This window comes from Dorea sp. AF24-7LB, assembly GCF_003478575.1.
GTDB classification, from domain to species: Bacteria; Bacillota; Clostridia; order Lachnospirales; family Lachnospiraceae; genus Dorea_D; species Dorea_D hominis.
The window spans coordinates 78,901-104,480 of record NZ_QUFR01000003.1 but is presented as its reverse complement, the minus strand read 5'-3'; the positions used below and the strand labels follow the sequence as shown (position 1 = coordinate 104,480).

Below are 25,580 nucleotides of genomic sequence, written 5' to 3'. Positions count from 1 at the left end.
AGTAATGATTTATGGAAAATCAATATACTTATTATACACCGGATCAGGATGATCAGAATCAAAATGGACAGGGAGGTTATCAGTATCAGCCGCAGGATGAGAAACCACCGAAAAAGAAAACATCACATTGGGTAAAAGCAGTATGTTTCGGACTGGCATTTGGTGTGGCAGCAAGTGCGGCTTTTCAGACAAGTAATCTTGTGGGTAGCAAGGTTTTCAGCACATCAGGCAGTAAGACAAAAGAAGTTGCAACTGTAAACAGTGCAAAGATTTCAACAAGTTCAGACAGTAGTTCAACAAGCTCAGATATTTCCAAAGTTGCAAGTAATGTAATGCCATCGGTTGTATCAATTACCAATTTAAGTGTACAGCAGGTTCAGAATTTCTTTGGTGGAGTGCAGGAGCAGGAAAGCAAGAGTGTAGGCTCTGGTATTATTATTTCCCAGACAGATTCAGAACTTCTGATTGCAACGAACAACCATGTAGTGGAAAGTAATAAAACGCTGACAGTTTCTTTTGTTGACAATAAGAGTGTGGAAGCACAGGTAAAGGGAACAGATTCTTCCAGAGACCTTGCAGTTATCGCTGTAAAGCTCAGTGATATCAAAGATTCTACATTAAATAAAATTAAAGTTGCAACGCTTGCAGATTCAGAAAAAGTGCAGGTCGGAGAGACGGCTATTGCAATTGGTAACGCACTTGGTTACGGTCAGTCTGTAACAACAGGTATTGTATCAGCAACCGGACGTACACTGGATGGAGTTAGTGGCAAACTTATCCAGACAGATGCAGCAATTAATCCGGGTAACAGTGGTGGCGCACTTCTGAATGCAAAGGGTGAAGTGATTGGTATTAATACTGCTAAGGTCGCGACAGATGCAGTAGAAGGCATGGGATATGCGATCCCAATTTCCAGCGCAAGTGATGTAATTAAAAATCTGATGAATCAGAAGACAAAAACAAAAGTAGCAGAAGGCAAACAGGGATATCTGGGAATTGAAGGCGTGGATGTGACTTCCGACAGTTCGCAGATGTATAATATGCCAACAGGTGTGTATGTATCTAATGTTATCTCTGGCGGAGGAGCAAAAAATGCAGGGATCACAAAGGGATGCGTGATCACAGAACTGGAAGGAACAACAGTGGACAGTATGTCTGCATTAAAAGAAGAACTGCAGTATTACAAAGTTGGCGAGAAAGTTAAAGTGACGATCCAGGTTCCAAATTCAAATGGAAGTTATAAAGAGCGTACCGTGAAAGTTACACTTGGAAAAAGCACACAATAAGTAAAATACACAGTAAGAGAAATGTTTTTGCCATTTTTTGTGATTTGTAGTATAATGCTAAGTAGATTACGATATGAGGAGGCAAAATATACCAATGAAGTGTCCGATTTGCGGCCAACAGCTCCGGCCGGGTAAAAAAGATCCAAATTACCTGTTATGTTATAATTGCAAGAAGAAGTTCAAAGTACCACAGAACAGGAAAGAACAGAAGCATGCTCCGGAAAGAAGAGAACCGGCAACGCAGGAAACATTGCACAGATCTATTAAGGAAGCATCTATGCAGCGTCAGGAAGAGGAAGAGCAGGAACAGAAGTATTCGAATATTCCACCAAAGAGCGTTCGTAAGAAACGTGAAGATGAGATGCGCAAAGCATATGATGAACTGTTAGCAGTAGAAGATGGCAGAAAGAAAAAGAAAAAAACTGCAAGAGTAGAAGAAGATTATGATTACGATGATGTTTATGAGGAAGAAGAGAAGCTTTCCAAAGCGCCTGTAATCATTCTTGGAATTGCAATCGTAGTTGTAGCAGCAGTAATTGTATATATGCTATTGAAATAATAAAAAGGATTTCCGGAATTTTTCCGGGAATCCTTTTTCTGTTTAGTTTTTGTTTTTGAAACATGCCCGGAGGTCAAATTCCGGGTTAAACGCATAGAAGTTTTTACTGTCCAGATGATCCTGTACGATGCGCAGACTTTCACCGAAACGTTGATAGTGTACGATTTCGCGTTCACGCAGGAAACGGATTGGTTCGCAGACTTCCGGATCTTTGACAAGGCGCAGAATGTTATCGTAGGTTGTACGTGCTTTTTGCTCCGCAGCCATATCTTCGCTTAAATCGGTGATGGGATCACCTTTGGACTGGAAAGTAGTGGCGCTCCAAGGAACACCGCCGGCAGACTGTGGCCAGAGTGCAAGCGTATGATCTACATAATATTTATCAAAACCGGATTTTTCTAATTCTTCCATTGTCATATTTTTTGTAAGTTGATAAACAATAGCACAGACGATTTCTAAGTGAGCCAGTTCTTGCGCCCATAAATGTTGTCGCTAATGAAAAAGCCCCTAAATACGCGGGATTCGGGGCTTTAAATTCAGTGTAAAAGTAGGATTATCCTTATCTCCCTTACGATTTCGCTTCGTTTTCGTGTATTCGACACTTTCCAGGAGCATTTTCAGAGCTTTGTTCCGGTCCTGGACGGATAAGTCCCAGTAGCAGGAAAGAAGTTCCTTGCAGGAAGGAATGAAGTTCTCTATGTTTGCTATTTTCTCTTTTTCATATTCCAGATCTTTTTTTAGAATTTCTATATGTGCTTCCGATTCTTTGATACGTTTCTGTAATTCGTGGGAACGTTCCAGAAAGATCTCGGTGGTGTAGACTCCCTGTTCCAACAGATCGTATAAGTTTCCATTTTGTTTTAGTAATAAATCGTGATTGCTGACAGCGGAAGAGAGAAGCTGTTCTTTTTCCGGAACTTTGTTCTCGACTTCGAGCGTTGGATCTAACTGGTATCCAGCTACCCAGTCGGATAACGCCTGTATGAGCTCACGCTCTACCAGATCAAGCGTTGAACCGATGGTGGGACAGCCTCTGGTATTACACATTAAAACGTCATAAGGACATCTTCCGGAGCCATCCTTAGAAGCCGGTCTTCGCTGCATTTTCTTTCCACAGCAGGAGCAGACCAGTATTCCGGCAAGAGGATTTTTAATTCCATAGGATTCCGGCAGCTTATGAGAGTTTTTGGAAAGATATTCCTGCGCTTCGAGGAATACATCATGATCAATCAATCGTGGCTGCAGCCCCGGGGCGGTAAAATCATAATCACTGTGAGGACGCACCTTACTGACAGAACCGTTCTGTACTTGCTTTACAACCTTTCTTCGCCCAATGCCGACTCGCTGATCATTGACAATGTTCCTTAAGATTCCCATAACGCTGCATTCCAGCCAGGCATCTCCGTTCCTTGGCTTGATTCCCCGGTTGTCCAGATATCTGCAGATGTGGGTAATTCCGATGCGATCGGGGCCGGTATAGAGCCGGAAGATAAGTTTCACGACCGGAGCTTCGTCCGGATCCGGAGCGAGAACCCATCCACGCCCATGTTCGAGCTTCACGCGCTGCCAGCCGTAGGGTGCCTGATTGAACGGCCATTTTCCTTCCTTCACGGCAGCAGTCACACCGGCGCGCATCCGGCGGCGGATTGTCTTGTATTCCCTCCGGCTCATGAAGAGTCCGAACTCAAAGTATTCTTCGTCAAATTCATTATTTGGATTATAGGTCTTTGTTGGAGTGATGATCTTCGTTCCGGAATACTGGAAAGCTCTTTGAACAATTCCCTGATCGACAGTATCACCTCTCGCCAGACGTTCCACTTCCATTACGAGTACACCTTCCCAACGTCCGGATTCAACTTCAGATAAAAGCTTCTGCATTTCCGGACGCGCGGATATAGACTCTCCGGAAACGACTTCACGGTAGATCCCGCCAATGGATAAGTTCATTCGTTTGGCAAGATCAAGTAAGATCTGCTCATGCCGTTCCAGGACATCCACGCCCATAGCTTCCAGAGAAGCATCACTTCGGGACTTCCGGAGATAGATAAGATATTCTTCGTATTGCATATGTATCACCTTTCCTTAGTATATGTGTGAGGTTGCTTAATTTTGCGTATAAAAATAACACCTATACGGTGCCGGATTTTTGTGATACAATAATCTTTGTGAGGGAGAGAATTGTACTGTGTTCCAAACACCCTATAGTTTTCTCGTTTTCCCTGGTGCTGGTAACACCGGGGATTTTTTTGTATTTTACTGTAATTCTAATAATTTGTTTGTAATGTTGTTGGTGAACTTGTTTTGTTGTGTAGCTGTTAATTTGGTTGAGGTTCGGATTACGATAGTACCTAAAACTTTGTGAGATCCGGAATTTAACATTCCTGCACCATCAAAGCTGGCAAGATACGAATCTCTCTTTTCGGCATCTTCTTCTGATGCATAAACTTCGATAGCTCCACCGCATTCAGTTCCTTTATCTACAATGTCATTTCCATATACACTAGATTGGTCGATAAGAGGAGTAGAAAAATAAACTGTGGAAGTGTAGCCTCCCTGTTTATTTAGATTTCCGTTTGGATCATGATCTTCTGTGACTGCCTGATATCCGGAAATATTTGGAATTCCCTTTAAGCGCTGAATAACGAAATCTTCATTAGGATTAGTGATTTGCTTCATCTGCAGAACGCTGTTCTGATAAGCTGTTTGTTTTTCAGAAATAGCATTAATTACAGAGGAGTAATCCAGTGGTTCAGAAAGCTTTTTCGTTTCAGCATTGATGTCTGCTGTCTTTTTTGGTAGATCTGGTATTTTGCGCTGTGCTGCTTTTGCATCGGAAAGAGCAGTAATAAAGGCTTCTTTAGTAGTGTTATCATAAACTGCTTCCTTTTTGTCCAATATTTTCTGAGCATCGTTCATTGCAGAGGTAAGTTCAGTATTCTTGGCTTCTACTTCTTTGACTGCAGCATTAAACTTTGTTTCTGCAAGATCATGAGGCTTTTTCACCTGAAAGTACCAAACACAAATACCGATGACAATGATCGCAATGGCAGCAATCAATCCTAGTAGTGTTTTTTTCTTTTTCATATGTCCTTTCCTTTCGTTTTTTTCAGAGTTTTTTTTTCAGAGTTCATTTATTCAATCAGATATCTCCGCCATATAAATACTTTCGTATCAAGAGGGCAGTGTATTTATGGTTAGAGATACTGGATGAATCGTTATTAAAGGACTTTCTGATTATTCATCTTTAATTTTGTTACTTTTGTTAGACGTTCTTTGAAACGTGTTAATTTGATAGAACGATCTGAACGGCTAGCAGGGACGTCATGTGTAAAAACATCAATTGCTGTTTCAAGAACACGGATTTCATTATCATAGTCTTTTTTCTTTCTGTAGATAATGGCAAGTCTATCATAAGGACAATTGCCGTCGAAACGATGGGATACATTCTTTTCGTAGAGCGTTATGGCAGTATCTACATCTCCCTGCTTTTCTAATTCCAGTGCTTTTAAGTTAATGTCGGCAGGATCTTTTAATTTACTTAAATCAGCATTATCTGATAAATTTACTTGAAAATTCGAATCATGTTTAACAATGACATCTTGATGAGTGTTAATTGCAAGCTCGCCTTTGTGGGTAGGCTTGGAATTTTCCAAATAACCGTTCTGAGTTAAGAACTCTTTTTCTTTATAAAAATCTATACCGTATTTATATTCGAAGTACGAGGGTACCCTTTTGTTGGTATATTTCTTTAGCCAGTACAACATATAAATATGACCAGGTAACAGACCATCTGGATAACGTTTCATCATAGCTTCAGATACGAGCGATTGATTAGGAAACATTTTTGATTGTTCAATCCAATTGGTATTAAATTCTCTGTCTTGAGAAATAAAAGGTTTTTCTGAATAGTCTTTGTAATACAAATCATAAATAGTTTGGCAATAAGTATCACTTGCTTTGAACTGTTGCATGGAATTTATCTGATTAGCAGGTATTTGATTTCTTGGCATACTTGCAGTGCGAGGAGCGCTCGTGTAAAGATAATTATAATATTCAATACAAGAATCAGGTAGTCGTGAGTCGTAATTAGAAAGAGAACTTTTGAAATTTTCAAAACAATTATTTTTCCCTTTTTCAGTTTTTAACTTTTGGGATTTAGAACAAGTGGAATCCCAATAACGTTTTATAAAAGTATTTATTTTATCAGCTTTTGCGGTTGGAGTATTTAGCTTTGAATATTTTTTTGCTATATTATCTCCTTTTACAACAACAATTTTACGTTTTTGGGCGTCAGCAAGTATAGATAGTTTTTCATAATATAAATCAAATCGAGAGAAAAATACATCAGGATTGACTGTTTTTTCAATTAAACTGGCGCAATCATTAAGTATTCGTAAGTCATTTTGTAATTCAATAACGGATAAAGAAGGTTTTTTGTTAAAAAAATTAAACAATCCCATATGATACCTCCATATTATATTAGTTCTGCAATTGTAAGGTGTGGAATAAAGTAGATTATATAATTATCTACAATAGTTAGTATGCCATATTTATCTCTATAGCACGCAATGCAGTTTTCTAAAAATTCTTCTGTAACATCCAAATACTCTGCAATTTCATATTTATCTTTACAACCATGTTCGTAGGCTCTGATCAGACCGAATAATCCGATACTGCGGTTGTATCCCCAAAGCCTTGCCTGCCGTTCCTGTTTTCGATTACCGGTATATTCCATGTCGATAATATTTCCAACAGAAGTATAATGATGACCGAGTTCTTCTGCCAGAACGCAGGCTTTTTCTGTGGTTGTAGCTATATTATCTCTGATAACGATAGTGCCATCACAGTATAATCCTTTAATTCTTTCGCTTTCAAAAGGATAATCAACAACTTCTATACCGTCTTTGCAGGCTTCGTCCTGTAGCTTCTCATATGTATTCATACAAACACCTCCCGCTTGAGTATATCAGATAAGCTGTCCTATAAATTACTTAGCTCGTTTGTTCTTTACAAATTCAGCAAACTGGCGAATTTCGTCAAGTTCGTCTTCTGTATATTCATCGCCATCGAAGTGGGCGGCAAGGGTAGTTGGCTCATCTATATCCCAGCCCATAAGGTAAGCAGGTGATACCTGTAATGCGTTTGCAATTTCTTCTAATTTATCTACGGGCATATTTTTTATATAGCCAGTTTCATATCTTTGGAGAGTAGATTTACTAATTCCTACCTTTTCAGAAAGAGTTTGGTATGACATATTAAGTTCTTCACGTCTGTTTCTCATTCGCTTCATAATATCTTGCATTTTTTCGCTTATTTCTTTTTCGCTCATATCAATACCTCCGTATAAGGTAATTATAAACTATTTTTTCATATTTGCAACAAATAATTAAAGAAAATTAAAAAAATGTTGCAAATATGGGTTGACAATAAGATTTAGCGAGCGTATTATATAAACATCCCAAATATGCAACGAAAGGAAGTGAGATAATGTCATTTGATAAATTGAAAGGGAAGATGACAGAGGCACATGTGTCGCAAGCTAAAATGTCGGAATATTTAGGCATTACAGTGCAATCTCTTAATGCTAAATTAAATGGAAGGACACAATTCACTTTAGAAGAAGCGGTTAAAATTACTGACTTTCTAATGTTGAATGATCCTATCGATATTTTTTTTAGACCAAGCGTCCCAAAAATGCAACGAAACAAACCGGACAAGACACAAACATAAAAGAGGACTTCTTGGACAAATCATTAGATTACTTATTCGCAACAGATGAAACAGGTTCAGAGAAAGGAGAGTGATGAAAGTGGATAAATATATAAAGGCTTTGAGAGGCATTTCATATTGTGAATGGGTTAAGTTGCGAGAAGGCATCGATTCTGAGTTTGATCGGCAAATCGGTGAATCAAAGAGAGGTCTTCAACTCACCGATTCTGAAAATGTAAAAAAAGCTATCCGTTCACGATTTGGAGGTAAATTGGATTAATTCTCCAATCATTACCTTTATAGCTAATATGAACATAATCTAGTCCATAAAAGCTATCAAGGAGATCAGAAGGACGTTTTCCAGGTGAATAAATGGAAGCGTTTTCTTCCCACCAAACACTAGGAGATTTCTTGTTTTCACCGATCGTGCAATCAGGATCATCGGTAAGACAAACCCAATCACCAGCGAGACAAGCATAAATTTTAAGCATACGCATACTCCTTTCTTTATTACTTAGGTACTGGCATACCCTGTAAGAAAAGTATAGGAGGACAAGGGAGAAAAGACAATGCCTGGATATAATTTAAATCATTTTACTGGAAAGACAAAAGGTAAAACTTCGAGAAAGAAAAAAATTCGAGTGAAACGAAATCATAAAAATAAGTATGAGAAATATTCCAATAACAGAGGAATAGTGAGGTAAGTATAAGAGTGAAGAAAATTATATTTGTATTATTTGCGTGCTTAATCCTCTTAACAGGGTGTAGTCAGAAAATAACAGAAGGAGAGATATATGAAAAAGAATTTCTTCCAGAAGAAACAAGAACAATTATAATACCGATGATTCATACGAATGGGAAATCATTATACACGACATATGTGCCGGTAACACATCATTATCCAGATAGATGGCGCATTTCTATTAAATCGATAGAGAAAAATGACGATGGCGATTATGATACAGCCGACTACTATACGACGGAAGAAGTATATAACAGCTGTGAAGTTGGAGATATGTTTTCCTACGATGAAAATAGGGACTGTGAAGAGGAACCGGTTGAGAAGAGTAAGTAATGTAGGAGGTGCAGAGTGCAAGGATATTACGATTCAGAACATAGCGGAAAAGGATTGGAAACGCCAACAGGACAATTAAATATTAACGTTAAAAATCTACCAGAGTTTAAAGAATTGGTAGAACAGGCAAAAGTATCAAGCCGACCAATTGCAACGAACAATTAATCAGCTTAGTTACTTTGAATTGAAAATCGATTTTAGCTGTGGTGAAGAAGTTACTTCGGAGTAATAGAAGATACACTCTTGGTGACTCATTTGATAGGAAAATTATACCAGAGAACCGCAACAAGTACAAACCATACCACATAAAATGCAATAAGAACACAGGAGGGCAGGAAGATGATTGTAGAAACAATGAACAACAATGGCTGCACCTGCCATATCTCCGATGATGCATACCGGGATAAGACACCGGAAGAGGTGAACCGGATTGTCCGGAGCTTTTCGGATTTCATCGTTGGAAGATTAAAGGACTTAAAAGAGAAAACCGCTTAGGCGGTTAAAGTAAGACAAGCTTTAAATAAGGTGATACAAGGTTTTAAACAAGATCTGTATAAGATCAGAAAGGAGATAGAGCATGAGAAGAAAGAGAAAAATGAGCGAAGCGACGCAGAGTGCACTGCTGATCTGTCTGTCCTGTTACGCGGCAGCAGTTTTGATGTTTCTCCACTGGCTCTTTATTGGGTACTGATGAAAACAATGAGAGAGCAGGGAATTAAAAGATACAAAAGAAGAAAGCAGATGGCGTACAAAGTATTCTGCTGGATTCTCGGAATCCTGGTGGCGCTGATTGGCGTGTCAGTAATTGGATTCTGGGTGGTGATATTTATGACATTTTATTAGAGAGAAGGTGAAAAAGTGCAGAGCATGAAAGAAAAATGGCTTGGATTTGCTACAGATGAAAATGTAGTCCGGGCGCTGAAAGATATCCGGAGAGTGGCTGCAAAGCATGGCATCCGGCATGTGTCGGTGCAGATTCTGGACGGTGATGTGTATGGATATACCAACGATGCAGCAGCCGGTCCGTACAATCTGGAGATCGGAACTTCCGGATTAAGAGTCGAAGCCGGACAGGCACAGTATTTTAAAAGCATATAAAAAGAGTGCCAGAAAGGGAAGAACCCGAATCCGGCACAAAAGAAATTAGTCAATTGTATTTTAAACGAAGAAAGGAAATTAGTCAAATATGAAAACACTGAAAATCACAACAGATAATAAAATCCGCATGATCGACATCAATATGAGTGATTATAAAGCCATCCAGAAAGAACTCGGAGGGCATTTCGAAACAGTACATACAAAGCTCATGTATGAGTATTATAAGGCGCCGGTGATCATGCTGGTGGATGAGGAAGGACTCTGGAAGCAGCTACCGTTAAATGTAGTCGGCAGCTACTTTTACGGTACACAGGAGCATGGCAATCCAATCGCGGGAGATGTCCTTCTTGCGCTGGTAGTCGGTGAGGATTTTACCGGATTTACGGAAAGTGATGCAAGGCAGTGGATGGATAAGCTTTTGAATGATTTTCCAATATTGGAGGAAGGAGAAGAATAAATGTATTACAATGAATGTCCTTTTTGCGGGGCGAATCTCGATCCGGGCGAAAAATGTGAGTGCCAGGAATGTAAAGAGCACAAGAAAGAATTACAGGTGAAAGGCAGATCAGGAAGCAAGCATGAATGATATTTTTAAGATCTACGATTTTGAAGATGAAGAACATTGGCTGAAAGGCAGAATGAATGGAATAGGCGGCAGTGATGCCAGTGCAGTTATGGGAAAGAATCCATATAAAAGTAATATCGATCTGTTTGAAGAAAAAACTGGAAGGACAGTACCGGAAGATATATCGGACAAGCCTTATGTGATTTATGGAAAAAAAGCGGAGGAGTATATACGTGAGCTTTTCAAACTGGATTATCCGGAATACGAAGTGGAGCATCACGAATTCCGGATATTGCAGAGTAAGAAATATCCATTCATGCAGGCTTCCTTAGATGGAGAGCTGACAGACCAGAACGGTCGAAAAGGAATATTAGAGATCAAGACCACCAATATTTTACGATCTACACAGTACGAGAAATGGAAAAAGCGTATCCCGGACAACTATTACACACAGGTACTGCATTATTTGCTAGTTACCGGCTGGCAGTTCGTAGTCTTAAGAGCACATTTGAATACAGACTGGGGCGGCGAAAGGCAGACCGCAGTCAGGCATTATTTTATAGAACGCTCAGAAGTGGAAGAGGATCTTGCCATGCTGCTTCGGGAAGAAAAGAAATTTTGGGGATTCGTGGAGAGCGACAGGATGCCTCCGCGGACCATCCCGATAATATAGGAGGTATTTTATGTTGGAATTAAAGATTTTAAGTCCGCAGGAAGATGGATTCGTGCGGGAAATCGAATGGAACCATGAGGAAATCAAAGCCGGAATCGCAACCATGATGGAAGACTACAGAGGACTTGTATTTACAGAGAACACTATCAAAGAAGCAAAACAGGACAGAGCAAACCTGAATAAGCTAAAGGCTGCATTTGAAGACGAGCGCAAGAGAGTCAAAAAGCTGTGTATGGAACCGTATAATCGGTTTGAAAAACAGTTAAAAGAAGTCACTGTACTGATCGATGAACCGGCTAAGCTGATTGATGTGCAGATTAAAGAAGTCGAGCAGATGAAACGGGAAGAAAAGCGAAAAGAAGTACAGGAATTATTTAAGACAATCGGTTTTCAGAATTTTGTAACAGTCGAAATGATCTGGGATGAAAAATGGCTGAATGCATCTGTGCCATTATCCAAGGTAGAAAGCCAGATGAAGGATATCATGTACCGGATCGGCGAAGAGGTTGGAACGATCAATCATCTGCAGGAGTTCAGCTTTGAAGCATTGGAAGTTTACAAGAAGACACTGGATCTTACGCAGGCAATTCGGAAAGGACAGGAGCTTGCAGATATCCAGAAGCGTAAAGAGGAAGCGCGTATTGCTAGAGAGAAAGCAGAGGAAGAAAGAAAAGCTGCAGAACTGGCGGAGCAGAATGCAGAGCCGGTTGAGACAGCAGGCGCAGCAGAAGCTACAGCAACAGAAGATACGGCACCGGGAGCCCCGGCAGTAAACACTGAGGAAGAAAATGTGATGTATTTGGACTTCCGTGTATGGGGAACAAAAGAGCAGTTAATGGCACTTCGCGATTATATGAAAGAAAATCATTTAAAATTTGGAAAGGTGGAATAAAAATATGGCAGTAAGTAACAGTTTGGTAAAGAAAACGGCAAAGACTGGCTTAACAGCTTATCTGACGCAGGATGCTGTTAAGAAGCAGATTAACAGTGTGGTTGGTGGAAAGAACGGAACAAGATTCATTTCCAGTATTGTATCTGCAGTCCAGACAACTCCGGCATTGCAGGAGTGTACGAATCCAAGTATTTTATCAGCAGCATTATTGGGAGAGGCCTTGAATCTTTCGCCGTCGCCACAGCTCGGACAGTTTTATATGGTGCCTTTTGACAATAAGAAAAAGGGATGCAAAGAAGCACAGTTTCAGTTAGGTTATAAAGGCTATATTCAGCTGGCTATCCGATCCGGATATTATAAAAAGCTGAACGTCCTGGCGATTAAAGAGGACGAGCTGGTACATTATGATCCGTTAGAGGAAACGGTCGAAGTGAACTTGATTGAAGATGATATCGTTCGAGAAGAAACGCCTACGGCCGGATATTATGCAATGTTTGAGTACGAGAATGGTTTCCGCAAAACGATGTACTGGTCTAAGAAGAGAATGCTGGCTCACGCTGAAAAGTATTCCTTCGCTTTTTACAAAAACGGTGGAGCAAAGTCTTTAGAATTATTAGAACAGGGGAAAATTCCGGAAAAAGATTTATGGAAGTATTCTTCCTTCTGGTTTAAAGATTTTGATGGCATGGCGCTTAAGACTATGCTCAGACAGCTGATCAGCAAGTGGGGAATCATGAGCATTGATCTTCAGAAAGCACTCGATAAGGACATGGCTGTTATTCAGGAAGACGGATCTGCAGATTATGTAGAAAATAATACAACCGATGTGGAAACAAACGATGTGGTTGCGGATCAGGATCTGCAGGAAGTACATATAGACGCAGAAGAGGAACAGGGAGAATCTTCCGATATTGAGTCGGAGTTTTTCAATAATTAATGCAGGAGGTAATAAGCAGTGAAACATGTAGATTTAGAAAAGTTTGCAAACGGAGCGTTTTCGGCGCAGGTAAATAGGGCTATTGAAGAAGTGACTGAAAATATCCAGAATCCAAATACGGATTCGGGAGCAACGAGAAAGATAACGGTTACGATTGCATTTAAGCCGAATGCAGAGCGGAATTTTGTAGCAACAGGGGTACAGACGAAGACAACGCTTGCTCCGGCACTTGGAGCTGTCACAGCATTTAGCATGGGTAAAAACCTGCAAACCGGAGAAGTAGAAGCCGTTGAAATGGGAAACCAGATTCCGGGGCAGATGTCTGTAAATGACGTGCCAGGAGTTGTTCCGGAGAATGTAGTAGAAGTGGATGGAAGTAAAGTAGACACCACTACAGGCGAGATTGTTGAAAATAAAGTTGTAGATTTGCGAAAGAAAGCATAGGGAGGAGTTAAAAAGATGATGGAAGGATTAAGAGACGCTTTACAGTATATTACAAGTCTGAAAGAAAAGAGTATGGAGCCGAAAATTGTGGAGATAGAAGGAAATACATATTGCACAAGGGAACTTACCAGATATCATAGATTTCCCATGGCGAGCAGCCTTTCAGTAAATACGTTGACAGCATTAGTGGACTACATTAAGGGAAAACCGGAAGAATTAAGGGAGACATCTATTCTCCACGTAGTAAGTCCAACCAGAGTGAGCTTGTATTCCGGATTAATCGATGAGAGGAAAAGAGAAAGTTTAATGGCTGCAGAAGCAATTGTAAATGAATTTGCGTTTGACAATTATTATGATCAGGAGCGCTTCCTAATAGAGTTGCAATCTAACTTTTTGCAGACAGCAGATTTACTTACCATTATGCAGGTGTCCGGAAACATCAAATCCGGAACAACCGCAAACTATTCAGATGATGGCGTATCGCAGAAGACAACGATTAAGGCAGGGGTGGAACTGAGTGATGTGATTGTGCCAAATCCGGTAAGACTTAGACCATATCGTACATTTGCCGAAATCGAACAGCCAGAGAGTTCTTATATATTCCGTATTAAAGATAGTGATAGAGGACCGGTATTTAAACTGGTAGAAGCCGACGGCGGTTTGTGGAAAAATACAGTTATGAAGAAAATCAAGAATTATCTTGAATATGAATTGAGCGATCAGATTAAGGAACGTAAAATCACGATAATTGCTTAAGCTTGCAACTTCCTATGGAAGTGTATCACAAAAGTAACTCGTAAATGAAGTAAAGTTCCTGCAGGTGTCGGGAAACATTCCGGTATCTGCAGGGAGAAAGGAGCAGCCAGTGAAGTCAGTAACATTTCATGTCCCGGGAAAGCCGCAGGGCAAGGCAAGGGCGAAGACAGTCCGGAATAAACATACCGGAAATACAATGTCTTACACGCCGGAGAAAGATCTGCTGTATGAAAATTATATTAAGAACCAGTTCTTAAATGCATGTGGCGGAATGTTCCTGGAACAGGGAAAGCCGGTAACACTTCGGATCGTAGCCAGATTCTCCCCTCCGAAGAGTACAAGCAAAAAGCGTGCTGCACTTATGTTGGAGGGAAAAGAACTTCCGCTTAAGAAGCCAGATGTGGACAACATCGTAAAGGTTGTAGCAGATGCGTTGAATGGCGTAGCTTACCACGATGACACGCAGATTGTTCTGGTGGCAGCTAAGAAAGCATATTCGGCAATAGAAGGACTGGATGTGACAGTGGAGGAATATGCGAATTAGGAAAGAAGGTGCGACATGGCGAGACCGAGACTAAAAGGCCTTCTTTACTTTCCATTTGATATAGATTTTTTTGAAGATAATAAGATTCGGATTTTGAAAGCAAGATACAAATCCGATGGAGTATTGATTTATTTATTCTTGCTGTGCGAGATCTATCGTCAGGGATATTACATCAAGGTGGATGATGATTTTGAATATATCATTTCCGATGAACTCGGGATAGATCAGAATAAGGTGAAGCAGGTCTTGAACTTCCTGCTAAAACGGTCACTGTTTGATAACACACTTTTTAGTTTGGACAAGGTCTTGACCTCTGCCGGGATACAGAGGCGGTATCAGCTTGGTATTAAAGAAAGAATGCGAAAGAGTAGAACGCCGTTAGAAGTAGGCAGGTACTGGCTTCTAAATGAAGAAGATACAGAACCTTTTATTAAGTGCACACTTTTTGAAGAAAATTCCGGAAAATACAAGGGTTTTTCCGGGAAAAACTCATTAAATTCCGAGAAAAATGACACAAAGAAAAGTAAAGTAAATAATAAAAATAATAATATAGCATTTCAACATCCAGAACTTGAACAGGCTTTTCAGATGTACCTTCTTGTCCGTGAACATAATTATGGAGAAATCCTTCCGGAACAGATACAGGCTCTGAGGGATGATCTGAAAACACTGAGCGACAAGGCAGAGGAACAGATCGCTATCGTTAAGAAGGCTACGGCGGGAGGATATAAAGGATTCTACGAACTGAAAACAGGAAAAAGAAAGCCCGGATCCAGACAGAAGAATAAGGCAAATAATTTTTCGGGGCGTGATTATAACATGGAGAAACTGGAAAGGGGACTGTTGGGTGTACCGGAGAAAGAAGGTGATGCAAAGTGAAAAACACGCAAAGACAGCCTTCCGAACTGCTGCAGGGATTCTTAAATTATATTGATCAGGTTAAGTCAGAGTATGAGATGGCTCGTGAAGCTGTTGGAAAAGAAGACAAGAGGCTGCAGGACTTTTTACACGAATTGGAGTTTGCAGAAGATAAGGCTGAAAGAAATAAAATCGCCACGAAGTTCCAGCGAAGTAGACAAGAGCGAAGACGACAAAAGGACGAGGTGCAACGGTTAGAGCTACTGGTAGAGTTCTTTAACAGCCAGAACCATAGGAATACATTCAACAAGATGCGGCAGTTGGTTGGAAACCAGAGGAAAAGAGAAGCGTATTTGAATGGAGAGCGGCACTATAACAAAAGAGTGGAGGAATAGAAAATGCATAATGGAAAAGAATATGCAGATAAAAGTTTAAAGGAAGCACTGCTTGCTTTTTCACAAGGGAAGAAAGTCCTGGTGCTTACTGAGTATGATGATGGAAGCATGAACATAGACAACATGGAAAAGTATTTTACAGAAAATACAACGTTTTTCGTGGAAGTTCCGGCAATTGAAAATCCAGAGTTCGCCAAAGCACTGGCGGATATGGTAGAAACAGGAAAGAGGCAGAGGCCAGTACCGGAGCTGAAAGATCTTCCGGAAGATGAACCAGAAGAGGATCTAGATGAAGAACCGGAAAAGAAGTCAGTCGATGTGGAAGAGCATGCTGATCCGGGAAAGGCATGCCCCCCCCCTGCAGAAGCCGGAAGACAGGATGGAAGAAAAAGAGGTAGATCTTCCGGCGGACAATATCGATGAGAAGAAAGAGAAAATCCGGAAACTGGTAGAGGAAGGATACACCAATCGTGAGATCGCTGATCAAACCGGTATCCCGTTCGGAACAGTCGGGTATCATGCAGCGAGATTCCGGAAGAAAGAAAAAGAGCCTACAGTAGACAATTCGGATCGGCATCTGTGTAAGAGTTGCAAGTTCCGGAGCAATCGACCGGAAGTAAATAATTGTGATTACGTGGCGATTACGAAACACAGCAGAGGATGCAAGGTAGAAGAGTGCACGAAGTACGAGAAGGGCAACAGGGTGCGAGCAAAGGATGTGGAGGAATAGATCATGGAAAGATTAACACATAAAAGAGAGAACGGTATAAAGCGAGGGTACTGGTCTCCGAATAAGAAACAGGAGCTGGTGGATAGACTGGCGATGTATGAGGACAGGGAAGATGCCAAGGACACAAATGTCCTTAGCAAATGGATTCCGATAAGCGAGAGATTGCCGGAAGGTGAAAACTACATATTGGTATCATTTGAGAATGCAACAATGCTGGATATCGCAAGATATGAAGAAAATGATGAAGGCGGTATATTCTATCCGGGAGATGATGAAAAACCATATTCAAGCTATGAAATATTTGTCAATGCATGGACGCCATTGCCGGAACCATACAAACAAAACGACGAAGGAGCTGAGAAATGATTGAACAGAGGAAGTACAAAGAAACAAAGACTAGAAGGTCAACAACATTATGATGAGCTGGAATCGGATATCGATAAAAAGGCAAGCGAGAGATTCCATACACCACCAGCTTATCGGAACTATACGGTGGATGATTATCTAAAGAAGGTGGGAGTAAATGTAAATAAGGAGGTTGATGCCGGTGGAGCAGATGACAAGGGAAAGACTTGCAATGTACCGGAACAATAAAGCAGAGATTCTGGAACTGGATTACATGCTTCAGAACCGATGGAAGTCCGATACGATGATCGGAAACAATGTGATCTTCGACTACAGCAAAGGCTATCCAATGCCGCAGAGTGTAGTCGGATTCGATCAGGAGAAATACGAGAGACTGCAGGACCGGGATCTTAAGAGAAAAGAGAAGTTAGAAGCAGAGTGTGAAGAAATCGAGCGTTTTGTGGAGAATATCAAAGACAGCCTGACGCACAGAATCTTCCGAATCTATTACATCGATGGAAGAAAAGATGTGACACAAAGGGAAGTTGCAAAACGGGTGCATCTGGATCGTAGTCGTGTGAGCAGAAAAATTGATGATTATTTGAAAAAAGCACAAAAAGCACAAAAAGCACATGTATAATAACACTTGAGCCAATGGCGAAAACCGGAGGCTCTCCATCCTACTTTAAAACCTAAAACTATGAGAAGGCGATCTGAGGTGTCAGGTCGTCTTTTCGTTGCGCAATGTCGAGAAATGGGATATTATGGGAGTAGGTTTTAAAGATGGAGGAAAAAGGGTATGAAAAAAACATCTGTATTAAATTTTAATCTAGTTTTTTATTCAGGAGATCGAGAGGAGCCATTATTAGAGCATTTGGATACAGTAGTTATGCCAGCTCTTACAGAAAATATTATACGTGGTGATGGTGATACAAAATATTTTCTTATGGATACAAAAATAAGAGAAGATTCAGATGGAGAATACATATTAACTGGGTTATTAATAAAAAAGACTATTTTAGAAGTTAAGTCAGATATTGATGAGCAAGGCAAACTAATCGAAAAAGATGATAAATATCCAACAGCACCTTTTTCTATGTTTATTATATATCTGAAAAATCACAGAATGCTATATATAGAAAATCAAAAAGGAAGTCCAGATGTAAGAAGTTTTAAAGCAACGATAAAGTATATATTAAATACATACGTGAAAAAAAGAAACAAAGAGTTAGAAAAAGTTAATAAAGAACTGCCAATACCTATATTAAATGTGACAGGAATTCCAATGCGGAGAAGGATTGATGAAGCATTAAAAGATGTAGAAAAAATAAATGAATTAAAGCTTAGATTTTATCCACTTAATGGTGATATCGATTATACTGGTCTTTTGGAAGGAGTAGCAACAGATTTAAGAAGAAAAGTAGGGTGTAAAAACGGAGAAATTATATTGAAATCACCGTCAAATATAAGTGGAGTAATAGAGGTATTGAGCAAGTCTGGAGGAACTGTAGATCCTATTTTTTCAGTTCGATATGCTGATAAGAAAAAAGGAAAAATAAAAAATGAGGAAATTTCTGAAAAAATGGAAATAGAACTTTCGGGGAATGATCCGAATGAGGAAATAGAAAATGCGATAGAGAAAGGAAAGAAGATTTCAAGTATAGCTTTTGTAAGTAAAGAAAATAATGATATATATGAAAAGAATACGAAAAAAATAATTTCTTTTGTAAAGAGAGATTAAGGGGTTAGAGTTAATGAAAGCAGAAATTAATATAGATGCCATATTAAGATTTTTAAAACCAGAATCATCAAATCAATTAATAAAGAGATCTTTAAGAGTATTTGAAATATCGAAGAAGAATAGAAAAAAGATAGTGTGTCTATACATTATTTCTGTATTTATAGCAACATTTGTTGGATTTTCCCCCAATACAGCATCTATTGTTTGTGATACGGCTCAAACTATGATAGATATAATGCTCGGAATGTTTGGAATAGTGTTTACGGGATATGCTCTTTTTCAAGCATTAATGAATAAACAATTATTAATTAGAATGCTTTCTAGCGATGAAAAAAATGGTAAGGATAAATCTAAAAGTAAATTGCAAGAAACTAATGAATCATTTGTGGAATATATGATGCTGAATTTAATTTCGATAATTGTAAGCTTGTTTTTAAAAATAATTGCAAGCAGTATACCTAATAAGGCAGTTCTCTTTTCAAAAATGTCAACAAATAATATAGTAGCCACATTATTAATATCATTATATTTTTATTTTATATTGATAATAATGTGGGAAGCGAAAAGTTTTATATTTAATGTTTTTCAAGTATTCAATATGCATGCAGGAACCAGAGTTTTGGAATTGCTTGGTGATGATGATAAAGACGACTAGTCAGAACTAATATTAGCACCCTCCGGGGTGCTTTTCTGATGCAATAAAACAGGAGGTGAGGTTATGGTAAAACGATGGGAAAACATTGAAAGAGCAGATTTTTTAGGCGTGGGAGAATATGACATACCTACAATCGAGCCGGTTGAATTTTCTGGAAATACAAAGTTTATCCCATTTAACTATGCTGCCTCCTGCAAGAAGAGAGAAGATAAAAGCATTCATTTCTTCGTGGATGATTATCAATTTACCAGATTGTGGAATGATCCAGACAGGTATATGCCTATGCTTAGAGAATATCAGTATGTACTGACGCCAGATTTCAGCGTCTACACTGATTTTCCAAAGGCATTACAGATTTACAACCATTATCGGAAACACTGGATTGGAGCATATATGCAGATGCATGGAATTAATGTCATCCCGACAATCGCATGGAGCACACCGGATTCGTATGAATGGTGCTTTGACGGAGAGCCGACGCATGGGACAGTTGCGATATCCAGCGTTGGAACACAGAAAGATAAAATCGCAAAAGAGTTATTCTTGAAAGGATACAAGGAGATGATCAGGCGGTTAGAGCCGGAAAGCATTATCTTTTACGGCAACGTACCGGAAGAGTGCAAAGGAAACATTATCAGAGTCAAAGCATTTCAGGAAAAATTCAGTGAGGCGAAGTGCGATGGGTGGTAGAGGATCGTCAAGCGGGATGAGTGACAGTGGGAAGAAATATGGAACGGAGTATACAACATTGTATCAATCTGGAAATATAAAATTTGTTAGGTATAATAATGGCGCTGCAACGACTCCGGCAGAAACAATGACGAAAGGTCGAGTATATGTTACGGTAAATGCTAAAGATAAAATAAAAAGCATAACCTATTATGACAAGCACAACAAACATTATAAACAGATTGATATAGGACATTCGCACAAAGTTCAGGGAATAAAGAAAGATCCTCATACTCATAAAGGATATATACATGATGAAAAAGGAACATATGATGTTAGTCCAAAAGAAAGAAAAATGATTGATAGGGCGCAAAAGGCATGGTATTATCATAATAACAGGTAGTAGTTTAGGAAGGAGAACGCGTAGCAATACGAGGCTCCGGTGGTCAATCCGGACACCTGTTTAGAAGAGATCTAGAAAAGGGTCTCTTTTTTGTATGCAATAAATACCCAGGATCATTAGTTCAGAGGTAGAACGTTCGCCTCATAAGCGAAATGTCACAGGTTCGATTCCTGTATGATCCATTAAGAATAAACCAGAAGTGGAGGTGAGTCTGAGTGACTGAAAAACAGAAAAGATTTTGTGATGAGTACCTGATTGATTGTAATGCCACTCGGGCTTACAAGGCAGTTTATAAAAATATAAAAAATGATGGAGTAGCAAGAAGGAATGGAAGTAGATTGCTGACAAATGCTGACATCAAAAAATATATAGATGCCCGAATGGAAGAACTTCACAATGAGAAGACGGCAGATGTTCAGGAAGTAATCGAGTATCTGTCTGCTGTCCTTCGCGGAGAGAGTACCGCACAGGAAATTGTAGTTGTGGGAACTGGTGACGGCTGTAGTAAAGCAAAGACTGTAGAGAAAGCGCCATCAGAAAAAGAACGATTAAAGGCTGCGGAGCTTCTTGGTAAGCGGTATGCGCTATTCACCGACAGGGTTGACATGGATACCGATATGGATCTGAATATCACAATTGATTATGGAGAAGAGGGAAATGAAGAAAAATAAATGGATTTATGTCCTTGGAACAAAATATGAAATTATAATTAACGCACCGGACAAGATGTTACCGCCGGGGGCAGATGGTGCAATGGATCACAGTACAAAAAAGATTATAATTGCTAAATTTAAACCGGATGAATACAGCGTCAAAGAACTTAAGAATTACAGGAAAAAGGTATTGCGGCATGAAATTGTTCACGCTTTTCTGTATGAATCAGGATTGTGGAATAACAGCGGAGATATATGTGCTTGGGCACAGAGTGAGGAAATCACAGATTGGATTGCCATTCAATCGCCAAAGCTTTTCCGTGCATTCAAAGAAGCTGATTGTCTATGAACATAAGCCTACAGGCAAATGCCGGTTTCAAAGAGGTTGATCGCAGTAAAAAACGCTACATCGTGATGAAAGGTTCTGCCGGATCCGGAAAGAGCGTAGACACGGCACAGAACTATATTCTAAGACTGATGAAAGACCCGGGAAGAAACCTTTTATGTGTACGAAAATCAGATGTAACGAACAGAGATAGCACTTTTGCAGAATTGCAGAGTTCTATTTTTCGTATGTTCGGCGATCACTACAAGAAGTACTGGTATATCAACAGCTCCAACATGATCCTGGAATGCAAGAGCAATCATAACCAGATCATCTTCCGCGGGGTAAATGACGAGAAGCAACGTGAGAAACTTAAGTCAATTACATTTAAGCGCGGGAAGCTTACCGATGTTTGGATAGAGGAAGCCACAGAGATTACACAGTCAGATTTTGAGATCATAGACGACCGACTCAGAGGCGAGCTTCCGGAAGGGCAGTTCTATCAGATCCGGTTGACATTCAATCCGGTGTCGGCGCATCACTGGATCAAGAAAGTGTTCTTTGATCGTGTCGATCCGGACGTACTGACGCATCAGTCCACCTATGAGAACAACCGTTTTATCGATGAAGCATACCACAGACGTATGCTCCGGCGTAAGGAAGTAGATCCAGAAGGATACAGAGTCTATGGTCTTGGTGAGTGGGGCGAAGTTGCCGGACTGATTCTTAAGAATTATGTTGTAGAAGAATTCGACCGTTCCCCGGAAAGATTCGATTACATGGTCAATGCACAGGACTTCGGATTCAACCATGCGGATTGCATTGGCGAGGTTGGCTTTAAAGACGGAGAACTGTTTCTGTGCCGGGAATTGTATGTGTATGAAATGGATACAGACGAGATTATCAAAGAAGCAGAAGGCAAATTCAGCAAGAAGCTCCGGATGTGGTGCGACTCCGCCGAGCCGGACCGAATCAAGATGTGGCAGAAAGCCGGATACCGGGCAAGGGGTGTCAATAAAGAGACGAACAGTGTCCATGCACAGATTGATTATTTAAAACAGCACAGGATTCACATCCATCCATCCTGTGTAAATACCATAAAGGAAATTCAGCAATGGAAGTGGAAGAAAGATGAGAAGACCAATACTTATCTGGAAGAGCCAGTTCCATTTTTTGATGATGCAATGGCGATGTTGCGTTACTCCATTGAGGAAGAGCGTAAAGTACGACCAAGATTGAACCGGAATGTGAAAGGAGGCATATAGGTGTACAGCTTATATAGATTACCGGCAACGGAAGAACTGACAGACAATAAACTAACAGAGTTCATAACGAAGCACAGTGCAGAGTGTTCTTTCCGCTATCAAAGATTAAAAGATGCATATGAGACAGATTATCCGATATTCCATGAGCCGCTTAAGCCGAAATGGAAGCCGGACAACCGTATTGCCGTGAATTTTGCGAAATATATGGTAGATACAATGAATGGGTTCTTTATCGGACATCCGATTAAGTTGCAGGCAGAAGACGGAAATGAGGATGTCCAGAAGTATATTGAGTTCGTGGATCAGTACAATGATCAAGACGATAACAATGCAGAACTTTCCAAGATATGCAGCATTTATGGCAGAGGGTACGAGATGTACTATGTGGACGAGCTTGGAAATATTGGTATCACGCATTTATCTCCAATGGATGCATTTATGATTTATGATGATTCCGTTCTGCAGCGGGAGCGGTTTTTCGTCCGCCTGTATATGGATTCTGACCAGGTCTTACACGGCAGCGTATCGGATGAAACAGAAGTGCGCTGGTTTGTCATGAAAGGAAAACTTATCTGGGAAGAAGAAAGCAAGATACATGGATTTGACGGCGTACCGGCTACAGAGTATTCGGAAAATAAAGAGCGCATCGGCATTTTCGAACCGGTACTTACGATGATTGACGCGTACAATAAAGCAATCAGCGAGAAAGCGAACGACGTTGATTATTTTGCTGATGCCTATCTGGAAATCTTAGGACCAAAGCTGGAAGATGATGATGTCACACACATTCGAGACAATAGAATCATTAACTTCGACGGTGACACGGAGAGAATGCTCGTTGACTTCTTACAAAAGCCGGATGGCGATACGACGCAAGAGCATCTGATTGAAAGGCTGGAAAAGTTAATATTCCAGATCAGCATGGTCGCCAATATCTCTGATGAGAGTTTTGGCACAAGCTCAGGTATTGCGATGAAGTACAAGCTGCAGGGAATGAGCAATCTGGAAAAGACTAAGGAAAGAAAGTTTACATCCGGCATGAACCGCAGATATCGCTTGATCTTTTCGAATCCCGTATCTGGTATGAAGAAAGATGACTGGGTAAAGATACATCCGCATTTCACACCGAACTTCCCGGCGAACCTGCAGGAAGAGGCAGAGATCGCAAAAAATCTTGAGGGTGTGGTAAGTCAGGAAACGCAGCTCGGCGTGCTATCAATCGTTGATAATGTTCAAGATGAAATCGACAAAATAGAATCCGAACAGGAAAAGCTGATAGTTGATCCAGTGGTAACAAAGATGTTTGACGGTGGAAGCGATGGTGATGTAATTGGCACAGAGCAATAATTACTGGCGCAGACGTGAAGAAGAGAACTTAAGAGCCAACAGAAAAACAGAAGCCGAGTATGAAAAGGCAATCAATGATACATACAAATATATGCTGGATCAGATCCAGAAGGAAATCAACGGGTTCTATGCGAAGTATGCAAGGGCAGAAGGAATAACCTTGTCAGAGGCAAAGCGAAGAGTATCAAAGATTAATATCGAGGAATATGGACGGAAAGCCGCGAGGTACGTCAAAACAAAGGATTTTTCCAAGCAGGCAAATGACGAGATGCGACTCTACAATGCAACGATGAAAATTAACAGGTTGGAACTTCTGAAAGCCAATATCGGTCTGGAGCTTGTAGCAGGATTTGATGAACTGCAGAAGTATTTTGAAGAAAAACTCACGAATCGAACAATGGATGAGTTCAAAAGACAGTCGGGAATCTTAGGAAGAACGGTGCAGAATAATGAAAAGGCAGCACATGCCATTGTAAATGCATCGTTCAAAAATGCCACGTATTCAGATCGTATCTGGATGTATCAAGGCATGCTCAAAGCAGAGCTGGACAGTCTTTTAAAAACAGGACTGATTCAGGGGAAGCATCCAACAGAGCTTGCAAGACATCTGCAGAAACGTTTTGGAGTAAGTGCTTACAATGCCAACCGCCTTATGACCACAGAGCTTGCAAGGGTGCAGACAGAAGCGCAAAAACAGTCGTTTATCCGGAATGGATTTGCGCAGTATACATTTCTGGCGATTGGAACAGCCTGTGAAGCGTGCCGCGCATTGAATGAGAAACACTTCGATATCGATAAGATGATGCCAGGCGAGAATGCTCCGCCGATGCATCCAAACTGTCGGTGTTCGGTAGCGGCATATATGGACAGTGAAGAGTATGAGGAATGGCTTGAGACGTATAAAGAGCATGGAATGAGCTATGAGGAGTGGAAACAGAGAAATTCTGTTGCAAAGCCAGGTGAAAATGATATAATAAAATCAAGAAATATATCTGAAAGACGTATGGCTAATGGACTAAGAACAAGCCCATACCATATTTTGTCAGATGAAGAAATTAAAAGCGTGAAGAAGGCTGCAAAAGAACTAAATATACCAGAGAATATTTTGAGATTCAATCAAGGAAATCAAACTGGTTTTTCAGATAGAAAAGAAATAATAAACATTCGAGGAGACATACTTCCGGACAAATCATCAAATAATTTGAGAGATATTTTATCGTCGAAAGCAGTGCTTGCACATGAATATTATGGACACTATAAAAATCATCCTTCACAGTTTAGAGTTGGTGATTGGCGTGATGAATTTAGAGCAAGTTATTGTGCTGCATTAAACGCCCCAAATTTAAGTGATGAAGAAAGAAGAATGTTAATGCTTGATGCGTATGATAGGGCGAGAGAAGCCGGAGTCAGCGTTAGGTACAATAAAAAAGCAAGGAGACTTATTTATGGTTACGATGAATGAGAATGATTATAAGGTGTTAGACGAAAAAATGAACAATCCAGATAAAAAAGTAATTTGCCCTCGTTGTGGAAATGAGATTATTTATGAAAAAAGAGGTAATTCTATAGCAGTTGAATGCAAGACCAAAGATTGTATTTATGGAGGAATTAGGGGATTTTAGTTACCACCAGTCGAGAGACCGGTGGTATTTTTGT

The 25,580-nt window shown here is 40.1% G+C and carries 39 protein-coding genes, 1 tRNA gene and 1 pseudogene; 34 read left to right on the top strand and 7 right to left on the bottom strand.

The features are described from left to right. The first annotated feature begins 11 nt into the window (after window positions 1–11). Together DWY31_RS04520 and DWY31_RS04515 are read left to right on the top strand one after the other, a co-directional pair. Complete coding sequence (locus DWY31_RS04520; RefSeq protein ID WP_118519655.1) at window positions 12–1,286, top strand: S1C family serine protease; 1,275 nt, start codon at window positions 12–14, stop codon at window positions 1,284–1,286. A gap of 94 nt (window positions 1,287–1,380) precedes the next feature. Then, on the top strand, window positions 1,381–1,845 hold the full coding sequence (locus DWY31_RS04515) for a hypothetical protein (protein WP_021861584.1): 465 nt from the start codon (window positions 1,381–1,383) through the stop codon (window positions 1,843–1,845). 42 nt (window positions 1,846–1,887) lie between these two features. Here DWY31_RS04515 and DWY31_RS04510 read toward each other — a convergent pair. From DWY31_RS04510 to DWY31_RS04485, 6 genes and pseudogenes are all read right to left on the bottom strand, one after another. Next, window positions 1,888–2,319 (bottom strand): annotated as a pseudogene (locus DWY31_RS04510) (manganese catalase family protein); the annotation flags it as partial. Window positions 2,320–2,352: 33 nt separating this feature from the next. Beyond that, window positions 2,353–3,912: a recombinase family protein gene (locus DWY31_RS04505; RefSeq protein ID WP_118519654.1), complete on the bottom strand. Its 1,560-nt coding sequence runs from the start codon at window positions 3,910–3,912 to the stop codon at window positions 2,353–2,355. A gap of 186 nt (window positions 3,913–4,098) precedes the next feature. Next, window positions 4,099–4,929, bottom strand: a complete 831-nt coding sequence (locus DWY31_RS04500; protein WP_118519653.1) for a hypothetical protein — start codon at window positions 4,927–4,929, stop codon at window positions 4,099–4,101. A 134-nt stretch (window positions 4,930–5,063) separates the two neighbouring features. Beyond that, entirely contained in the window at window positions 5,064–6,305 is a 1,242-nt protein-coding gene (locus DWY31_RS14005; RefSeq protein ID WP_199671922.1) for a tetratricopeptide repeat protein, read from the bottom strand. A 14-nt stretch (window positions 6,306–6,319) separates the two neighbouring features. Beyond that, on the bottom strand, window positions 6,320–6,787 hold the full coding sequence (locus DWY31_RS04490; protein ID WP_118519652.1) for an ImmA/IrrE family metallo-endopeptidase: 468 nt from the start codon (window positions 6,785–6,787) through the stop codon (window positions 6,320–6,322). A 45-nt stretch (window positions 6,788–6,832) separates the two neighbouring features. Next, window positions 6,833–7,174 (bottom strand): helix-turn-helix domain-containing protein, encoded by a 342-nt coding sequence (locus DWY31_RS04485; protein WP_118519651.1) that lies wholly within the window; start codon window positions 7,172–7,174, stop codon window positions 6,833–6,835. Between the two features lie 158 nt (window positions 7,175–7,332). On the opposite strand from DWY31_RS04485, the gene DWY31_RS04480 reads away from it, so the two are divergent. After that, window positions 7,333–7,575 (top strand): helix-turn-helix domain-containing protein, encoded by a 243-nt coding sequence (locus tag DWY31_RS04480; RefSeq protein ID WP_118519650.1) that lies wholly within the window; start codon window positions 7,333–7,335, stop codon window positions 7,573–7,575. Window positions 7,576–7,799: 224 nt separating this feature from the next. Here the strand turns inward: DWY31_RS04480 and DWY31_RS04470 are convergent, their stop codons facing one another. Then, complete coding sequence (locus DWY31_RS04470; protein ID WP_118519648.1) at window positions 7,800–8,045, bottom strand: hypothetical protein; 246 nt, start codon at window positions 8,043–8,045, stop codon at window positions 7,800–7,802. Window positions 8,046–8,266: 221 nt separating this feature from the next. On the opposite strand from DWY31_RS04470, the gene DWY31_RS13900 reads away from it, so the two are divergent. The 31 genes from DWY31_RS13900 to DWY31_RS13885 all read left to right on the top strand — a co-directional run bounded on the left by DWY31_RS13900 (window position 8,267) and on the right by DWY31_RS13885 (window position 25,546). Then, window positions 8,267–8,629, top strand: a complete 363-nt coding sequence (locus DWY31_RS13900; RefSeq protein ID WP_118519647.1) for a membrane lipoprotein lipid attachment site-containing protein — start codon at window positions 8,267–8,269, stop codon at window positions 8,627–8,629. Between the two features lie 15 nt (window positions 8,630–8,644). Further along, a complete protein-coding gene (locus DWY31_RS13895; protein WP_158575485.1) occupies window positions 8,645–8,794 on the top strand; it encodes a hypothetical protein in 150 nt (49 codons plus the stop codon). Between the two features lie 174 nt (window positions 8,795–8,968). After that, a complete protein-coding gene (locus DWY31_RS13890; protein ID WP_158549919.1) occupies window positions 8,969–9,124 on the top strand; it encodes a hypothetical protein in 156 nt (51 codons plus the stop codon). Window positions 9,125–9,154: 30 nt separating this feature from the next. Then, window positions 9,155–9,472 carry a hypothetical protein gene (locus DWY31_RS04460; protein ID WP_118519646.1) on the top strand — a complete coding sequence of 106 codons (318 nt, stop codon included), beginning with the start codon at window positions 9,155–9,157 and terminating at the stop codon, window positions 9,470–9,472. Between the two features lie 15 nt (window positions 9,473–9,487). Continuing rightward, a complete protein-coding gene (locus DWY31_RS04455) occupies window positions 9,488–9,727 on the top strand; it encodes a hypothetical protein (RefSeq protein WP_118519645.1) in 240 nt (79 codons plus the stop codon). A gap of 88 nt (window positions 9,728–9,815) precedes the next feature. Then, the gene (locus tag DWY31_RS04450; RefSeq protein ID WP_118519644.1) at window positions 9,816–10,184 is read left to right on the top strand and encodes a DUF3846 domain-containing protein; all 369 of its coding nucleotides are present in this window, start codon (window positions 9,816–9,818) and stop codon (window positions 10,182–10,184) included. Then, a complete protein-coding gene (locus DWY31_RS14245) occupies window positions 10,185–10,313 on the top strand; it encodes a hypothetical protein (protein ID WP_279220062.1) in 129 nt (42 codons plus the stop codon). Then, window positions 10,306–10,965, top strand: coding sequence for a YqaJ viral recombinase family protein (locus tag DWY31_RS04445; RefSeq protein WP_118519643.1), 660 nt, complete (start codon window positions 10,306–10,308; stop codon window positions 10,963–10,965). Before DWY31_RS14245 ends, DWY31_RS04445 begins: the two co-directional genes overlap by 8 nt. Before the next feature lie 10 nt (window positions 10,966–10,975). Next, window positions 10,976–11,857: a DUF1351 domain-containing protein gene (locus tag DWY31_RS04440; RefSeq protein ID WP_118519642.1), complete on the top strand. Its 882-nt coding sequence runs from the start codon at window positions 10,976–10,978 to the stop codon at window positions 11,855–11,857. Window positions 11,858–11,861: 4 nt separating this feature from the next. After that, window positions 11,862–12,794, top strand: a complete 933-nt coding sequence (locus DWY31_RS04435) for a recombinase RecT (protein ID WP_118519641.1) — start codon at window positions 11,862–11,864, stop codon at window positions 12,792–12,794. Window positions 12,795–12,812: 18 nt separating this feature from the next. Then, the gene (locus tag DWY31_RS04430; protein ID WP_118519640.1) at window positions 12,813–13,238 is read left to right on the top strand and encodes a hypothetical protein; all 426 of its coding nucleotides are present in this window, start codon (window positions 12,813–12,815) and stop codon (window positions 13,236–13,238) included. Window positions 13,239–13,253: 15 nt separating this feature from the next. Then, window positions 13,254–13,994 (top strand): hypothetical protein, encoded by a 741-nt coding sequence (locus DWY31_RS04425; RefSeq protein ID WP_118519639.1) that lies wholly within the window; start codon window positions 13,254–13,256, stop codon window positions 13,992–13,994. A 109-nt stretch (window positions 13,995–14,103) separates the two neighbouring features. Next, the gene (locus DWY31_RS04420; protein WP_118519709.1) at window positions 14,104–14,538 is read left to right on the top strand and encodes a RusA family crossover junction endodeoxyribonuclease; all 435 of its coding nucleotides are present in this window, start codon (window positions 14,104–14,106) and stop codon (window positions 14,536–14,538) included. A gap of 15 nt (window positions 14,539–14,553) precedes the next feature. After that, a complete protein-coding gene (locus tag DWY31_RS04415) occupies window positions 14,554–15,417 on the top strand; it encodes a DUF4373 domain-containing protein (RefSeq protein WP_118519638.1) in 864 nt (287 codons plus the stop codon). Beyond that, window positions 15,414–15,791, top strand: coding sequence for a hypothetical protein (locus DWY31_RS04410; protein ID WP_118519637.1), 378 nt, complete (start codon window positions 15,414–15,416; stop codon window positions 15,789–15,791). The genes DWY31_RS04415 and DWY31_RS04410 overlap by 4 nt, the downstream gene beginning before the upstream one ends. Before the next feature lie 3 nt (window positions 15,792–15,794). Beyond that, the gene (locus DWY31_RS04405; RefSeq protein WP_118519636.1) at window positions 15,795–16,214 is read left to right on the top strand and encodes a hypothetical protein; all 420 of its coding nucleotides are present in this window, start codon (window positions 15,795–15,797) and stop codon (window positions 16,212–16,214) included. Beyond that, window positions 16,171–16,521, top strand: coding sequence for a hypothetical protein (locus tag DWY31_RS04400; RefSeq protein WP_118519635.1), 351 nt, complete (start codon window positions 16,171–16,173; stop codon window positions 16,519–16,521). The genes DWY31_RS04405 and DWY31_RS04400 overlap by 44 nt, the downstream gene beginning before the upstream one ends. A 3-nt stretch (window positions 16,522–16,524) precedes the next feature. Beyond that, window positions 16,525–16,887, top strand: a complete 363-nt coding sequence (locus tag DWY31_RS04395; protein WP_243060396.1) for a DUF551 domain-containing protein — start codon at window positions 16,525–16,527, stop codon at window positions 16,885–16,887. Beyond that, on the top strand, window positions 16,888–17,115 hold the full coding sequence (locus DWY31_RS04390; protein ID WP_118519634.1) for a hypothetical protein: 228 nt from the start codon (window positions 16,888–16,890) through the stop codon (window positions 17,113–17,115). Then, window positions 17,078–17,506 (top strand): hypothetical protein, encoded by a 429-nt coding sequence (locus DWY31_RS04385; protein ID WP_442873162.1) that lies wholly within the window; start codon window positions 17,078–17,080, stop codon window positions 17,504–17,506. Before DWY31_RS04390 ends, DWY31_RS04385 begins: the two co-directional genes overlap by 38 nt. 159 nt (window positions 17,507–17,665) lie before the next feature. Beyond that, on the top strand, window positions 17,666–18,607 hold the full coding sequence (locus tag DWY31_RS04380) for a hypothetical protein (RefSeq protein WP_118519632.1): 942 nt from the start codon (window positions 17,666–17,668) through the stop codon (window positions 18,605–18,607). Window positions 18,608–18,620: 13 nt separating this feature from the next. After that, on the top strand, window positions 18,621–19,262 hold the full coding sequence (locus DWY31_RS04375; RefSeq protein ID WP_118519631.1) for a hypothetical protein: 642 nt from the start codon (window positions 18,621–18,623) through the stop codon (window positions 19,260–19,262). Between the two features lie 63 nt (window positions 19,263–19,325). Further along, window positions 19,326–19,952: a DUF4417 domain-containing protein gene (locus tag DWY31_RS04370; protein WP_118519630.1), complete on the top strand. Its 627-nt coding sequence runs from the start codon at window positions 19,326–19,328 to the stop codon at window positions 19,950–19,952. Continuing rightward, window positions 19,942–20,334, top strand: a complete 393-nt coding sequence (locus tag DWY31_RS04365; protein WP_199671921.1) for a hypothetical protein — start codon at window positions 19,942–19,944, stop codon at window positions 20,332–20,334. The genes DWY31_RS04370 and DWY31_RS04365 overlap by 11 nt, the downstream gene beginning before the upstream one ends. Window positions 20,335–20,444: 110 nt before the next feature. Beyond that, window positions 20,445–20,516 (top strand) — tRNA-Met (locus DWY31_RS04360). A 33-nt stretch (window positions 20,517–20,549) separates the two neighbouring features. Further along, entirely contained in the window at window positions 20,550–21,005 is a 456-nt protein-coding gene (locus DWY31_RS04355; protein WP_118519629.1) for a terminase small subunit, read from the top strand. Beyond that, window positions 20,992–21,336, top strand: coding sequence for a hypothetical protein (locus DWY31_RS04350; protein ID WP_243060395.1), 345 nt, complete (start codon window positions 20,992–20,994; stop codon window positions 21,334–21,336). Before DWY31_RS04355 ends, DWY31_RS04350 begins: the two co-directional genes overlap by 14 nt. Continuing rightward, a complete protein-coding gene (locus tag DWY31_RS04345; RefSeq protein WP_118519627.1) occupies window positions 21,333–22,577 on the top strand; it encodes a PBSX family phage terminase large subunit in 1,245 nt (414 codons plus the stop codon). Before DWY31_RS04350 ends, DWY31_RS04345 begins: the two co-directional genes overlap by 4 nt. Further along, complete coding sequence (locus DWY31_RS04340; protein ID WP_199671920.1) at window positions 22,578–23,924, top strand: phage portal protein; 1,347 nt, start codon at window positions 22,578–22,580, stop codon at window positions 23,922–23,924. After that, the gene (locus tag DWY31_RS04335; protein ID WP_118519626.1) at window positions 23,908–25,386 is read left to right on the top strand and encodes a minor capsid protein; all 1,479 of its coding nucleotides are present in this window, start codon (window positions 23,908–23,910) and stop codon (window positions 25,384–25,386) included. The genes DWY31_RS04340 and DWY31_RS04335 overlap by 17 nt, the downstream gene beginning before the upstream one ends. Further along, window positions 25,370–25,546, top strand: coding sequence for a hypothetical protein (locus tag DWY31_RS13885; protein WP_158575484.1), 177 nt, complete (start codon window positions 25,370–25,372; stop codon window positions 25,544–25,546). The genes DWY31_RS04335 and DWY31_RS13885 overlap by 17 nt, the downstream gene beginning before the upstream one ends. The last annotated feature ends 34 nt before the right edge of the window (window positions 25,547–25,580 follow it).